Genomic DNA, 14,120 nt, shown 5'->3' with positions numbered 1-14,120 from the left:
GCGGGGGCCGCGTCCACCGCGGGGGTGGGGAGAATGACGAGTTCAAGCCCGTGGGGGGGGGCCGGGGCGACGGCGGGACAGGAGCCGCATCCCAACCCCGCACCGGCGCCGGCCCCGGCCGTGGCCGGGCCCGGGTCGGCCTCGACCGCCGCCACTGCCGGCGCTTCCGCTTCCGCTTCCGCTTCTGCTTCCGTTCCGGTCTCGCCGCGCGCGGCGGGGACCTCGTGCCGGGTCGGGTCCCCGACGGCCACGACCGCCTCGGACCACGTCCACCCGGTGTCACCGGCGTCCGCGGGCGCGTCCTCCGGCGCGTCCGCCTCCTCGGCCGCGGGCTCGGGCCCGACCGCCTCCCACAGCGGCCGGTCCTCCTCCGGGTCCGGCCCGACCTCGGGGCCCCGCTCGGGCGCCTGCGGGTGCGGCCGCGCCGCGTACCCGTACGGCTGCACCGCCCGCTGCGGACTCGGCTCGTCCGCGACCGGCAGCGGGCCGGCGAGGGTGTGCAGGCCCGCCCGCGGCGCCACCGGGGGCATCGTCCAGCGCCCCTGGGACCGGGTCGCTTCCGTACTCGTTGCGGGAGCCTGGGCCTGGGCCTGGTCCTGGGCCCGGACGGTCGGGGGTGCGGGCGGCGGCACCGGGGGGATCCGCAGGGTGCCCGTCGTGGACGTCGTACGCGTGGGGTACATCGTTTCCTCCGTCATGCGAACAGCCGGCGCCAGGTTTCCGGGCCCGGGTAACCGTCGGCCGAGGCACCGCGCCAGCCCTGCGCGCGCTGGAACGCCTCGACGGCACGGCGGTCGGCCTCGCCCCACCGGGGACCCGGACCGGTCGTGTAGTACTTGCCGAAGCCCTTCTCGATCAGTTGCCGCCCCAGGGCGGTGACCGCCGACCCGAAGGCTCCGGGGCGCAGCGCGGCGGCTCCCGGATACGCCGGCACCCGCGACGACGGCGGGCCGGCCGCCCCGGTCGCGGTCGCGGGCGGGATGTCCTTGCCCTGCTTGTGGACCAGGAGCTTCCAGGTCTGCGGACCGGGCAGGCCGTCCGCCTCCTCACCCGTCCAACCCTGGGCCCGCTGGAAGGCCTCGGTGGCCAGCCGGTCGGAGTCGGTCCACTGCGGGCCGGTCCCCTGCGGGTAGAACCGGGCGCCGCCGCGCTCGCCGAGCATCCGGCCGAGCTGGGTGACGTACGCGTTGTTCGCGCCCGGCCCGAACTTCTCCGCCCCCGGATAGGGCGCGTCCACGGTCGGCTTGGGAGCGGGCACCGTCACCGGCGTCGCGGGGGGCACCGGCGTCACCGCGGGCACCTCGGGAACGGGCGCCCCCGTGAGCCCGTTGTAGCGGTAGGGCAGGTACTTGGTCGCGTTGTTCCAGTACCCGTAGGGGGTGGCCAGCTTCCGGGTGGTGGGGCGCGTCTGCTCGTAGGCGATGTAGTGCGTGCGGCTCTCGTCCACCCAGCCGCCGAAGAGCGTGACGTGCGAGCCCTGGTTGGGGTCGGCCGGGTTGTGGAAGAGCAGCATGTCCCCCGGCAGGAGCTCGTCCTTGGTGATCCGGGTGGCGAACTTGTCGAGGCTCCCGGTCCACTCGTTGGTGCCGAGGTTCCAGGCCATGGAGACGTAGCCGGAGCAGTCCTGGCGGTAGCCGTCGGTCCAGTAGAGGGACATGCTGTACGGGACCTGCGCGTCCAGCCACAGCTTCGCCCGGTTGATGATCGCCGCGCGGTCGATCTGCCGCCGTACCGTCGGTGCGTGCGGCGGGGCCGCCGGGGCCGGGCCGTGCAGCGGGGCCCGCGGGCCCTGCGGGCTGCCGGGCGCGAGCGGACCCGGTACCGGTTCGGGATTGGCGACCGCCACCGCGGCCCCACCGCCACCGCCGAGCACCACGCCCGCCGCCGTGGCCAGCACCAGCGCGCGGCGGGCTCCGCGCGCGGCCGGGTGCCCGCCGTCCCGGAGCGGTATGGCCCGTGCGCGCACCAGCGAGCGGCGGCGCTGCGCGCAGCCCGGGCACGCGCAGTCGCGCCCGGGGTCGTACTCCGTGAAGAGCGGCATCGGCATCGGTGTCGGAGGCTGCGTCGTCATGCGGTTCCGTCCACTCCCCTGTTTCGTCCACTGGGCGGCCGGGGGCGCATCTGGCGGGGCATCAGGTACGGCGCGGCCAGAACACATCGTGCACGATAAACACCCTAAACATGGGCTAATCGGACAAGGCGGGCGTGTGTTGTCACGAGCACCGTCCCGTGTGGGGTAAAGTTCTCTTTGTCGGAACAAGCGCCGCTAGCTCAGTTGGTTAGAGCAGCTGACTCTTAATCAGCGGGTCCGGGGTTCGAGTCCCTGGCGGCGCACAGACACGAAGAAGCCCCTCGCTCACGCGGGGGGCTTCTTCGCTGTGTCCTGCGGCCCTACAGTGGCGGGCGGACCTCCCGCGGCGGTCCCCCGGCTTCCTCCCGCGGCCCGGGCGAGCCCGCGCGGTCGAGGACGGGCCCGGCCGCGGCCCGGGCGACGGACACGTGGCCGGGCCCGCGTCAGCCGCCCGCCGCTGCGGGCGAGGGCGATCGGGGCGACGGCGATCCGGCCGGCTCCACCTGCTCGGCCGTCGTCTCGGCCGTCTTCATCGTGGCCGTCAGGTACGCCGACACGACCACGTTCGCCGTGTAGGTCTTCGCCGCCTTGTCGTAGGAGCCCCCGCAGGTCACCAGCCGCAGTTCGGCCCGGCCCGGCACCTTCGGCCCGTAAGCCTTGTGCGGATCGAAGGAGGCCCGCTCGTAGACCTGGATGTCGTCGATGGTGAACTCGGCGGTCATCCCGTCCGTGCGCAGCACCCGCACCTTGCCGCCCGCCTGCGCCGAGCTGAGCCCGTAGAAGACGGCGGGCTTGGACTCGGTGTCCACGTGGCCGACCAGCAGCGCGGTGCCCGCGGCGCCCGGCTGGACCCCGCCCGACCACCAGCCCACCGTGCCCGGCCGGTCGTAGGGCGGCGGTTCGATCGCCCCCTCGGCGTCCAGGCCCCGGACCATCACCGGGGCCCGGATGCCTATGGAGGGCACGTCCACGCGCTGCGGCGGCCCGGCCGCGGCCGGCGCCGGGAGCGGGGCGTGCGCGGCGGGCAGGCCGGGGGCGGCCATCAGGCCGGGCTGGGCGTACGGACCCCCGGGCACCCCGGTGATCTCGCGACCCCACAGCCACAGCCCCAGCACCAGCACGGTCCAGGCGGCGGCGGTCAGCAGCCGGCCGCCGCCCGACGCCTTCGGCTCCGCGCTCACCGCGGCGGCCTCACTGCCCGCTGCGGCGGCGGCGCAGGGCCAGCGCGCGGCCCGCGACGGCGAGGGTCGCCGCGGCGGCCAGCACCGCGCCGATCACCGTGTGCGGCAGGCCGGGGCCGCCCGTGCCGTGGTCCTTCTTGGCGGTGGTGGCGTTCGCGGGGGGCGCGGCGGCCAGCTCGGCCGCCATCCCGCCGCCGCCGGCGTGGACCGGCCAGATCGGGGTGGAGTGGTGCGAGGGCCGGTGTTCGACTTCCAGGGAGCCACTGACCCTGCCGTCCCGGTCGCACTGGACGCGGATCTCGTGCCGGCCGGACCAGGCGTCGGAGCGGATGTGGGCGTCGCCCCACAACTCCCGCTCGCCGCCGCCGTGCCCGCGGCCGAGCCGGACCTCGGAGACGAAGGCCGAGGACGTGGCGGACGCCGAGTCGCTGTCACAGCCGCGGACGCGCAGTTTGACCTGCGCTCCCGGGTGGGCCGGGTCGGGGTTGGCCGAGACGCTGCCGCGGTCGTCCCCGTTGGCGAGGGCGATGGGCGCTGCCATGGTGGTCACGGCGGAGAGTGCCGTCAGGGCGACGGCCACCCCGGCGACACGGAGAGCGATCAGATCACTGCGCATGGTGAACCTCCTCAACAAGGAGGTTCACGTGCGGCGCGCCGCTCCGCATCCGGAGCGGCGCGCCCTTGGCCCGTACGTGTCTAGATGAGGTCGACCAGGTCCGCGATCGAGGGGACGGTCTTGGTGGGGCGGTACGGGAACTTCTCGGTGTCCGCCTCGGAGGTCAGGCCGGTCAGCACGAGGAAGGTCTGCATGCCCGCTTCGAGGCCGGCGAGGACGTCGGTGTCCATCCGGTCGCCGATCATCGCGCTGGTCTCGGAGTGCGCGCCGATGGCGTTGAGGCCGGTGCGCATCATCAGCGGGTTCGGCTTGCCGGCGAAGTACGGCTTCTTGCCGGTGGCCTTGGTGATCAGCGCGGCGACGGCGCCCGTGGCGGGCAGCGGGCCCTCGGCGGAGGGGCCGGTCTCGTCCGGGTTGGTGCAGATGAAGCGGGCGCCGGCGTTGATCAGGCGGACGGCCTTGGTCATGGCCTCGAAGCTGTAGGTGCGGGTCTCGCCCAGCACCACGTAGTCGGGCTCGTGGTCGGTCAGGATGTAGCCGATGTCGTGCAGGGCGGTGGTGAGTCCGGCCTCGCCGATGACGTACGCCGTGCCGCCGGGGCGCTGGTCGTCGAGGAACTTCGCGGTGGCCAGCGCCGAGGTCCAGATGTTCTCGACGGGGACGTCGAGGCCCATCCGCTGGAGGCGGGCCTGGAGGTCGCGCGGGGTGTAGATGGAGTTGTTGGTCAGGACCAGGAAGGGCTTGCCCGACTCGCGCAGCCGCTTGATGAAGGCATCCGCCCCCGGGATCGGAATGCCCTCGTGGATGAGGACCCCGTCCATGTCGGTGAGCCAGGATTCGATCGGCTTGCGCTCTGCCACTGGACTGTTCTCCGCTCTCGGTGGCCCGGGTTTCCGGCCGGTCCGCTGACCGCTCTATGTGGTCTCTACCACCCTACGCGGACCGGGCCGCGGACGCGTATGGCGTCCACGACCCGGTCACCTGGGAGAACGGAGCCGCCGGGGTCAGCCGAGGGTCACGTTGTCGACGGTCCAGTACCAGTTGTTGGTGCCGCTGTAGCGGAAGCGGACCTGGACGTCGGTGGCGCCGGCCGGGACCTGGAGGGTGAGGGACTCGGCCTTGGCGACGGCGTCGGCGGTGTAGTTCTTGACGACGGTCGGGGCGGCGCCGTTGTAGGAGACGAGGACCTGGGCGACCTGTCCGGCCTCGTGGCGGTAGTGCGTCTGGAAGGCGAGGGTCTTCGTACTGCCGCCGGTCACCGCCCACTTGGGGGTGATGAGGGTGGAGTCGAAGGTGCCGGTGTGGCTCTTGTCGTCCCACTCGTCGGAGTCGGCGACGGCGAAGACGTCACGGGAGCGGACGTTGAGCTCGCGCCACTGGTCGCGCTGGGACTGGCTCCAGAACTCGTCGGTGGCGAAGGCCCATCCGGCCCATTCGGTGACACCGCCCGTGCCCATCTTGGAGTTGTCGACGCTCCAGCCCGCGGGCGGGGTGTGCGTGAAGCCCTTCACCCCCGCCGGGATGCCCGTCTCGTCCACGCGCGCCTGGAGGTTCGGGCGCAGGGTGTCGAAGGGGTCGCTGTCCGGGGCGTCCAGCGGTACGCCGTCCAGTCCGGTGGTGGGGACGCCGACCTGCTGGAGCGCGGTGGCCGCGACGTCGACGAGCCGTACGTCGCCGCGGACCGAACCGGCGGGGATGCCGGCGCCCTTGGCGATGACGAAGGTGCCGCGCTCCTGGATGGTCGAGCCGCCGTGGCCGCCCGCGTCGGTGTGCCCGTGGTCGGTGGTGACCAGGATCTTCCAGTTCTCCTGGCCGTAGGTGGGCCGGGCCTGGACGGCGGTGAGGAGCTGGCCGACGAGCTTGTCCACGCGGCCGATGGTGTTCAGGTACTCCTGGCTGGCGGCGCCGGAGCTGTGGCCGGCGTGGTCGATCTCGCCGAAGTAGACGAAGGCGGCGTCCGGGTCCTGGTCGCGCAGTTCGGCCGAGGCCGCGGCGGCGATCTTCGGGTCCTCGCTGCCGTAGCCGTCGCGGTCGCCCTTGAGGGAGAGGCGCTTGTCCACCTTGGGCGAGAAGATCGGGCCGTTCTGGTCGGTGGAGGTGATGGGCTCCCAGTCGGCGGCCGCGTAGGTGTGGAGCGCCGGCTTGGCGTTCTCGATGCGGGTGAGGAAGTCCGGGTACGCGGTGTAGTTCTTGCCGGTGAAGGAGTTGTCCTTCACGCCGTGCTTGTCGGGCCAGACGCCCGTGGCGATGGTGGACCAGCCGGGACCGGAGGAGGTCGCGGCCATCGGGTTCGCGTACAGGGTGCTGCGCGCGGTGAGGCCCTGTGCCATCAGGCCGTTGAGGTTCGGGGCGTCGGCGACCTTGACGCGGTCGAGGACGGTGCCGTCGATCCCGATGACCAGGACCTTGTCGACGGCGGCGGCCGCGGCGGCGGCCGGCGCGGGGGCGGCCGGCGCGGGGGCGGCCGGCGCGGTCGGGGCGGCGGCGGCGATCAGGGCCGCGGCGGTGGCCGCCACGGCGAGGGCGCGTCCGGGCAGGACAGGGGACACGTACTCCTCCAGGGAGTAAGCGAAGGGGAGGGACCGGGGGTTGGTGCGGGTTCCTGCGCGGGTCGGGCCCATCGCACTGGACCAGACCCGTTATGCAAACGTCACTCTTCAGGGAGCGGGTGACGGGCGGGTGACCGACCGGCCTCCGGTCAGCTGCCAGTGGCCGACTTCCACGCGTCCACGTACGCGGACAGGTTCTTGTCGATGTCGGCCCAGTCCGGCTCGAAGACCTCGACCCCGGTCATGACCTTGGTCAGTTCGACCGCGTTGGCATCGGTGGGCTTGACGTCGGCGCGGGCGGGGAAGCCGCCGCCGACCTCGCTGACCAGCTTCTGGGCGTCCTCGGTGAGCAGGTAGTCGAGGAGCTTCTTGCCGTTCTCGGTGTGCGGGGCCTTGGCCATCAGGCCCGCCGCGTAGGGCAGCGCGAAGGTGGTGGGCTTGCCGCCGTCCTTGGCCGGGAACCAGATGCCCAGATTCGGCATGGACTTGGACTGGGCGAAGTTCATCTGGACGTCGCCGTTGGCGACGAGGATCTCGCCCTTGTCGGTCTTCGGCGCAAGCTTGCTGGTGGAGGAGGACGGGCCGACGTTGTTGGCCTGGAGCTTCTTCAGGTACTCCAGCGCCGGCTCCTTGCCGCCGAAGTCGTGCATCGCCTTGATGAGCACGGCGGTGCCGTCGCCCGCGACGCCCGGGGTGGAGTACTGGAGCTTGCCCTTGAACCTGGCGTCCAGCAGCTGCTCCCAGGTCTTGGGGGCCTCGGGCAGCTCCTTCTTGTTGTAGACGAAGCCGAAGTAGTTGTTGACGACCGAGGTCCACTTGCCGTCGGCGGCCTTGTTCGCCCCGTTGACCTGGTCCGAGCCCTGCGGCCGGTACGACTGGAGCAGCCCCTTGCCGTCGGCCTGCTGGATGAAGGGCGGCAGGGTGACCAGCACGTCGGCCTGCGCGTTGGACTGCTCGCGGACGGCGCGCTGCACCATCTCGCCGGAGCCGCCCTCGACGTACTTCACGGTGATGCCGGTCTTCTTGGTGAAGTCGGCGAAGACCTTGTCGTACCAGCCGTCGCCCTTCTCGCCCTTGAGTCCGTCGGCGCTGTAGACGGTGACGACCTTCTCGCCGCCGGAGTCGGCGGAGGAGGAGCCGCCGCAGGCGGTGAGGGTGGCGCCGACGGCGAGGCAGCCGGTCAGGGCGACGAGCGGGCGCAGCAGGCTGTGGGGCATGCGGGACACGCGGGACATGGGCTTTCCTTCGGGGTTCGGGGAGGGATACCGCTCAGCGGTAGGAGGCTCTGGTGCGGATGCGGCCGACGGCCAGCAGCACCAGAAGGGTGGCGGCCATCAGCACCACGGCGAGGGCGGAGCCGCTGAAGAGCGAGCCGCGGTCGGTGGCGGTGAAGATCTGGACGGGCAGGGGCAGCCAGTCCGGCGGGTAGAGCATCATCGTGGCGCTCAACTCGCCCATGGACAGGGCGAAGCAGAGCCCGGCGGCCGCGGTGAGCGAGGGCAGCAGCAGGGGCAGCTTGACCCGCCACAGCACGTACGAGGGGCGGGCGCCGAGGCTGGCCGCCGCCTGCTCGTAGGCCGGATCCAGACGTACTATCGCGGCCGAGACCGACTGGTAGGCGAACGCCGTGACAAGAATCGTGTGCGCCAGGATGACGATGCCGCTCGTGCCGTTGAGCAGCACCGGCGGGCGGCTGAAGGCCACGAGTACGGCGAGGCCCACGACCACGGACGGAACGGCGACCGGCAGCACGAACAGGGCGTCCAGGGACCGCTTCCCGCGCTTCTTCAGCCCCGCGGCGGCCAGCGCGGCCCAGGTGCCGACGCTGAGCGCGAGCAGGCTGGCGATCAGGGCGGTGACCAGGCTGGTGGTGAGGGCCTGGAGGGATTCCCCGCGGACCGCGGCCGCGTAGTTCTCGGTGGTCGGGCCGGAGGGGAAGGCCCCGGACCAGTGGGTGGCGAAGGAGGCCGCCACCACCACGAGCAGGGGCAGGGCGAAGAGCGGCAGGAAGAGGACGGCGAATCCGGCCCAGACGGCCCAGCGGCCGGACTTGCTATGCACCAGCACGCTTGCTCACCACCCGGTAGAGGCCGTAGAGGCCGACGGAGATCGCGATGTTGACGACGGCGACCACGCAGGCGGCCGGGTAGTCGGATTCGAGGATGGCCTTGCCGTAGATCAGCATCGGCAGCGTGGTGACGCCCTTGGCCCCGGTGAACAGCACGATCCCGAATTCGTTGAGGCACATGACCAGCACCAGGCTGCCGCCCGCCCCGAGCGCGGGCAGGGCCTCGGGGAGGATCACCTTCCGGACGATCCGGCCGGGCTTCGCGCCGAGCGAGGAGGCCACCTCCAGCTGTGCGGTGTCCAGTTGCGAGAAGACGGCGAGCAGCGGACGCATCACGAAGGGCGTGAAGTAGGTGATCTCCGCGAGGAGGACGCCCCAGGGGGTGGTGAGGAAGTGGAAGGGTCCCTCCGCCGCGCCGGTGACGTCCGTCCAGACCCCGTTGGCCACGCCGACGGTGCCGTAGAGGAAGAGCAGCGCGAGGGTGATGAGGAAGGAGGGGAAGGAGAGGAAGACGTCGACGAAGCGGGCGACGGCCTTCGCCCCGGGGAAGGGCACGAAGGCGATGACCAGGGCGAGCGCGAAGCCGAGGACCAGGCAGCCGACGGTGGCGCCGACGGCCAGCCAGACGGTGGTGCCGAGGGCCTCGCGGAAGGCGGTGGAGGCGAAGACCTTCCCGTAGGCGTCGAAGGCGCCGCCCGTGTCGGGGGTGAAGGACTGCTGGACGACCAGCGCGAGCGGGTAGAGGAAGACCAGGGCGAGCACGACCACGGGCGGCAGGGCCCACACCCAGCGGGGCGGGGTCCGGCGCGCGGCCGCCGCGGACCGCGCCCGGCCCGCCGCGGGCGCGGGCTCCGGCGGGGGCGCGGGGGCGGTCGGCGGTGCGGAGGGGGGCGCGGGGGCGGTGGCCTCAGCCATCGTCAGACCCCCGCCGAGAGCAGGACCGCGTCGCGGGGTTCGAAGTGCAGGGTGACGTGGTCGCCGAGGGCCGGGGTCTCGCGCAGCTCCGGCAGGTCCGCCTTGATCCGGTGCCCGTCGACGTCGACGTACAGCCGGTGCGTCGAGCCCCGCCACTGCACCTCGGTGATCTTGCCGCTCAGGGCGTTGGGCCCCTCCCCCAGGGCCAGCAGGTGCGGGCGCACGCACAGGGTGGCGCTCGCGCCGGGGGCCGCCCGGCCCGGGTCGAGCTCCAGGCTCCGACCGGCGAAGAGCGCACCGCCGTCGGCGACGGTCACCGGGAGGAGGTTGGCGTTGCCGACGAAGGAGGCGGTGAACTCGGTGCGCGGGGTGCGGTACAGCTCCTGCGGGGTGCCGCAGTCCTGGAGCCGCGCCCGGTCCATGACCGCGATCCGGTCGGCGAGGGTGAGCGCCTCGACCTGGTCGTGGGTGACGTACAGGATGGACACGTCGGGCAGTTCGCGGTGCAGCCGGGCCAGTTCGGCGAGCATCCCGGAGCGCAGCTGCGCGTCGAGCGCCGAGAGCGGCTCGTCGAGCAGCAGCACCCCGGGGCGGATCGCCAGCGCGCGGGCGATGGCCACGCGCTGCTGCTGGCCGCCGGACAGCTCGCGCGGGTAGCGCTTGGCGTAGGCCGCCATGCCCGTCATCTCCAGGGCCTCGGCCACCCGCCCCGGGATCTCCGCCTTGGGCGCCTTCTGCGCCTTGAGGCCGAAGGCGACGTTGTCCGCGACGCGCATGTGCGGGAAGAGCGCGTACTGCTGGACGACCATGCCGATGCCGCGCCGGTGCGGCGGGAGGGCCGTGACGTCCCGGTCGCCGATGAACACCCGGCCCGAGCGGGGACGTACGAATCCCGCGACCGTCCGCAGCGCCGTGGTCTTGCCCGAGCCGGAGGGGCCGAGCAGCGCCATGACCTCGCCGGGCTCGACGCTCAGGTCGAGCGAGTCCAGGACGGTGGTGCCCGCGTAGGCGACCGAGACCGCGTCGAAGCGGATGCCGCTCACGCGACGGGCTCCGGGTCGAAGGGGCCGAGCAGGGCGGGAAGTTCGGCGATGGATCCGAGGACGTGGGTGGCGCCGTGCGCGGTGAGGGCCGCGCGGTCGTGCGCCCCGGTCAGCACGCCGGCCACGATCCCGGCGCCCGCCCGGCACCCGCTGAGCATGTCGTAGGCCGTGTCGCCGACGACGACCGCCTCGCGCACGTCGGCCACCGCGCCCGTGCGCAGGAAGGCGGCCAGCACCATGTCCGGGTACGGGCGCCCGCGCCCGCCCGCGTCGGCCGGGCACAGGGTGAGGTCGGCGAGGTCCTGCCAGCCGAGGGCGGCGAGGATGGCGTCCTGGGTGACGCGGGCGAAACCGGTGGTCAGGACGACGGTGCGGCCCTGGCCGCGGAGGGTGTCGATGGTCTCGCGGGCACCGGGGAGCGGGGCGACGAGGCCGCCGTCGACCAGGGCGCCGTAGCCCTCCTCGAAGGCGACGTTGGCGCGCTGGGCGAGCTCCTCCGAGCCGAAGAGGTGGCGGAAGACGGAGATCTTCGACTCGCCCATGGTGTCGCGGACGTACTGGAGCTTCTCGGCGTGGTCGGCGGAGCCGGGCTCGACGCCGAGGCGCTCGGCGGCGCGCTCGAAGGCGCGCTCGACGAGGCCGCCGTCGGCGACGGTGGTGCCGGCCATGTCGAGGACGACGAGGCCGTGGCGGAGGGGGGTGGTGTTGGTGGGGGTGTTGTTGGTGGGGGTGTTGTTGTCAGCCATGTCGGTTACCAGCCCAGTTCGTTCGCGGTGGTCTCGGCTATGGCGGGCGAGCAGGTCATGCCCCGGCCGCCGGGTCCGGTCACCAGCCACACGCCGTCCCGCACCTGCTCGCGGTGGACGACCCGGGTGGTGTCGGTGCACTGCGCGTACACGCCCGCCCAGCGGTGCCGGATCTTCGGCAGCGGGCGGCCCAGGAAGGACTCGACGACCCCGGTGAGGTGGTCGTAGGGCTCTTCGAGGGTGTCGAACGCGAAGGGGTGCTCGTACTCGTGGGTGTCGCCGATGGTCAGGCCGCCGTCGCGCCGCTGGACCATCAACAGCTGCATCTTGTGCGCGGCGGCCACGGGCGCCTGCGCCTGCTCGGCGTTGAGCGCGTCGAGGGCCTCGCTCCGGTACGCCGGGTAGTAGCGGAAGCTGTCGGCGTCGGCGACCGAGGTGGTCAGCGGCTCGCCGAGCGGCTCGGTCTGCATCATCTGGAGCCGGACCCGGCGCACGGGCAGGTCCGGGGCCAACTCGCGGACCAGGCCGGAGAGCCAGGCTCCGGTGGCCAGGACGACGACGTCGCCGCGGTGGACGTCACCGTGGTCGTCGCGGACGGCGCCCGGGCCGGTGACCTCGCGGACCTCGCGTCCGGGGAGGAAGGTGTAGCGGCCGGAGGCCTGGAGGGCCTCGCGGAGGTGGAGCTGCGCGGTGCGCGGCTCGACGGCCGCGTCCCGCTCGCACCACAGGGCCGCCTCGAAGGCGCCGCGCAGGGCCGGGTTGATCGCCCGCGCCTCGGCCGCGGTGACCAGCTGGTACCCGCGGGCGACGGCGTCCTCGCGGGCGACGGCCGCCTCGGCGACCGCGTGCTCACGGGCGTTGCGGACCGGGGTGAGGGATCCGATGGCGCGGAAGCCCAGGCCCGGGACCCGCTCCCCGATCCGCTCCCAGAGTTCGCGGGCCCGCAGCGCCGTGTCCAGCTCCGCACCGCCGGCCCGTCCACTGACCCAGATCTGTCCGAAATTGCGCAGTGACGCACCGCGCGCCTCGGCTTCGCGCTCGATCTGGACGACCTCGTGGCCGCGTTCGACTGCTTGCCAGGCGTGCATGGTGCCGACCACGCCGCCTCCGATGACTATGACTCTCACCCGGCCCACGGTGTCCGGGACCCATGGACCGGGAGGATCCATCAGGCGACGGATCGGTGAACAGCCCTCGACGCTTGGACCAGACCCGTTACTGTTCCGTGATCAGCATGTGCCCTGTTGGTCCAGTTTTCGGGTGGCTCGTCCTCGACTATTCGGGGCGCAGGTGCGTCGTGAAGCTGAACCGGTCGCCACGGTAGAGCGAACGCACCCGCTCCAGGGGACGCCCGTCCTGATCGCGCGAGAACCGGTGGATCAGCAGCATCGGCAGCGCGGGCGGCGTCCCGATGAGCAGCGCCTCGCGCGGGGTGGCCAGGACCGTCTCCAACTTCTCGTCGGCGTCGCCGAAGGCGATGCCGAGCCGCTCCCGGAGATATCCGTAGAAAGAGGAATCCGGCTGGAATTCGCCGTCCAGTCGGGGCGCGCGGGCCACCCGGACGTACGTGCTCTCCAGCCCCACCCGCTCGTCGTCGGCCAGCAGCACCCGCTCCAGGTGCCAGACGGGCTCGCCGGCCTCGGCGCCGATGCCGGGGGCGAGGTCGGGCGGGCAGGGGAACTGCTCCAAGCCGATGAGATTGCGCCCGGGGCGGCGCCCCTGGCGGCGGACCCCCTCGGTGTAACTGGCAAGGGACAGCGGCTGCTCCAGCTTCGGCCCGGCGACGACCGTGCCGCGCCCGGACCGGCGCAGCCTGCCTTCGAGGAGCAGCTCGCGCAGGGCCTGGCGGACGGTCTCGCGGGAGACCTCGTAGCGCTCGGCGAGGTCCCGCTCGGTGGGCAGCGTCCCGCCCTCGCCGAGCTCCTCGACGAGCTCGGCGAGGCGGGCCTTGACGGCGTAGTACTTGGGGATGCGCCCGTGCTCGGGAATGCCGGATCGGACCGGCGAGCCGGGGCGGTGCTTGGTCGGTTCCACTCTGGGACTGTACGGGGCGGGGCGGGGGCCTACGGCCCGGTGGTCGCCTCCCCGCGCAGGCGCCGGGCGGCCAACAGGAGGCCGCCGCCCGCCGCGAGGGCGCCGAGGGCGCCCCCTGCGGCCAGGTCCCGGGCGCGGGCGGCGGTGTCGGGGGCGCCGGTCTCGGCGAGGGCGTCGGCCCCGGACCACCCTCCGGACTCCGCCTCGGCCCCGGCCTCCGCCGGGGCCGGCTCCTGCGGGCCCTCGACCGAGAACCGGTAGCCGCCGCTGTCGCCGACCCAGTCGCCGTCGTCGCCCTTGCGCTGGACCAGGGCCGCGTCGGCGACCACCTCGCCGACGGGCGCCGTGGCGGCGAAGGCCAGCTGCACCTTGACCGTGGCCGAGCCGCCGGGCCCGACGGTGAAGCCGGGGAAGGCCTCCCCGCCGTCGAACACGGCGACGACCTCGTCCCGGTCGGTGCTCTCCAGGCTGACGGGGAAGGTGGCGCCCCGCGCCTCGAACTCCATCCGCAGGTGGGCGGGGCGCAGGGTGCGCGCCTTGTCGGTGAAGACGACCACGGGGTGGATGGCGGTGCACGCGGTGGCGGTGGTGTTGGTCAGGTCCAGGTACCAGGTCTGCGGTCCGGCGCCGGTGCGGTAGACGCTCGGTCCGCCGCGGATCCGGGCCCCGATGGGGAAGGCCGCGTTCTTGCCGTCCCCGCAGTTGGCCTTGGCGCGCGAGGGCAGCGCGGGTGCGGGGCGGGCGCCACCGCCGCCGGGGGGCGCGGGTGCGGCGACCGCGGGAAGGGCGACCGGTCCCGAGACGACGACGAGGACCGCGGAGAGGGCAAGGGCTTTGCGCAGTCGCATGGTGGGCCTTCGCTGGCTCGCCGGACGATGATCTGACGAAGCGACAATC

Annotated in this window: 13 protein-coding genes, 1 tRNA gene and 1 pseudogene; 1 reads left to right on the top strand and 14 read right to left on the bottom strand. The window is 73.2% G+C overall.

Annotation, left to right across the window (positions count from 1 at the left end; translation table 11 throughout):
* Window positions 1–683, bottom strand: a pseudogene (locus ACZ4UB_RS35440) (hypothetical protein); the annotation flags it as partial.
* A gap of 11 nt (window positions 684–694) precedes the next feature.
* The gene (locus ACZ4UB_RS35435) at window positions 695–2,047 is read right to left on the bottom strand and encodes a peptidoglycan-binding protein (RefSeq protein WP_468076740.1); all 1,353 of its coding nucleotides are present in this window, start codon (window positions 2,045–2,047) and stop codon (window positions 695–697) included.
* A gap of 213 nt (window positions 2,048–2,260) precedes the next feature.
* Between ACZ4UB_RS35435 and ACZ4UB_RS35430 the strand changes: the two genes are divergently transcribed.
* Window positions 2,261–2,334: transfer RNA gene (locus tag ACZ4UB_RS35430), tRNA-Lys, on the top strand.
* Window positions 2,335–2,514: 180 nt separating this feature from the next.
* Here ACZ4UB_RS35430 and ACZ4UB_RS35425 read toward each other — a convergent pair.
* From ACZ4UB_RS35425 to ACZ4UB_RS35370, 12 genes are all read right to left on the bottom strand, one after another.
* Entirely contained in the window at window positions 2,515–3,252 is a 738-nt protein-coding gene (locus tag ACZ4UB_RS35425) for a class F sortase (protein WP_468076730.1), read from the bottom strand.
* A gap of 10 nt (window positions 3,253–3,262) precedes the next feature.
* Entirely contained in the window at window positions 3,263–3,868 is a 606-nt protein-coding gene (locus ACZ4UB_RS35420) for a hypothetical protein (protein WP_468076728.1), read from the bottom strand.
* Window positions 3,869–3,948: 80 nt separating this feature from the next.
* The gene (locus ACZ4UB_RS35415) at window positions 3,949–4,728 is read right to left on the bottom strand and encodes an HAD-IIA family hydrolase (protein ID WP_354382518.1); all 780 of its coding nucleotides are present in this window, start codon (window positions 4,726–4,728) and stop codon (window positions 3,949–3,951) included.
* A 144-nt stretch (window positions 4,729–4,872) separates the two neighbouring features.
* The gene (locus ACZ4UB_RS35410; RefSeq protein WP_468076726.1) at window positions 4,873–6,417 is read right to left on the bottom strand and encodes an alkaline phosphatase family protein; all 1,545 of its coding nucleotides are present in this window, start codon (window positions 6,415–6,417) and stop codon (window positions 4,873–4,875) included.
* A 149-nt stretch (window positions 6,418–6,566) separates the two neighbouring features.
* Window positions 6,567–7,634, bottom strand: coding sequence for a 2-aminoethylphosphonate ABC transporter substrate-binding protein (locus ACZ4UB_RS35405; protein ID WP_468076738.1), 1,068 nt, complete (start codon window positions 7,632–7,634; stop codon window positions 6,567–6,569).
* Between the two features lie 52 nt (window positions 7,635–7,686).
* Complete coding sequence (locus ACZ4UB_RS35400; protein WP_468076724.1) at window positions 7,687–8,484, bottom strand: ABC transporter permease; 798 nt, start codon at window positions 8,482–8,484, stop codon at window positions 7,687–7,689.
* Window positions 8,471–9,400, bottom strand: coding sequence for a 2-aminoethylphosphonate ABC transporter permease subunit (locus ACZ4UB_RS35395; protein ID WP_468076722.1), 930 nt, complete (start codon window positions 9,398–9,400; stop codon window positions 8,471–8,473). The genes ACZ4UB_RS35400 and ACZ4UB_RS35395 overlap by 14 nt, the downstream gene beginning before the upstream one ends.
* 2 nt (window positions 9,401–9,402) lie before the next feature.
* Window positions 9,403–10,443: an ABC transporter ATP-binding protein gene (locus ACZ4UB_RS35390; protein ID WP_468076721.1), complete on the bottom strand. Its 1,041-nt coding sequence runs from the start codon at window positions 10,441–10,443 to the stop codon at window positions 9,403–9,405.
* Window positions 10,440–11,189 carry a phosphonatase-like hydrolase gene (locus ACZ4UB_RS35385; protein WP_468076719.1) on the bottom strand — a complete coding sequence of 250 codons (750 nt, stop codon included), beginning with the start codon at window positions 11,187–11,189 and terminating at the stop codon, window positions 10,440–10,442. Before ACZ4UB_RS35385 ends, ACZ4UB_RS35390 begins: the two co-directional genes overlap by 4 nt.
* A 5-nt stretch (window positions 11,190–11,194) precedes the next feature.
* A complete protein-coding gene (locus ACZ4UB_RS35380) occupies window positions 11,195–12,316 on the bottom strand; it encodes a TIGR03364 family FAD-dependent oxidoreductase (RefSeq protein ID WP_468076717.1) in 1,122 nt (373 codons plus the stop codon).
* A 148-nt stretch (window positions 12,317–12,464) separates the two neighbouring features.
* The gene (locus ACZ4UB_RS35375) at window positions 12,465–13,223 is read right to left on the bottom strand and encodes a GntR family transcriptional regulator (RefSeq protein ID WP_468076715.1); all 759 of its coding nucleotides are present in this window, start codon (window positions 13,221–13,223) and stop codon (window positions 12,465–12,467) included.
* Between the two features lie 29 nt (window positions 13,224–13,252).
* The gene (locus tag ACZ4UB_RS35370; RefSeq protein WP_468076713.1) at window positions 13,253–14,071 is read right to left on the bottom strand and encodes a hypothetical protein; all 819 of its coding nucleotides are present in this window, start codon (window positions 14,069–14,071) and stop codon (window positions 13,253–13,255) included.
* Window positions 14,072–14,120: the final 49 nt, after the last annotated feature.

The sequence above is a fragment of the Streptomyces sp. NPDC028419 genome, assembly GCF_055565515.1.
Note: the sequence above shows the minus strand (reverse complement) of the source record. Positions and strands in the feature narration are given on the sequence as shown.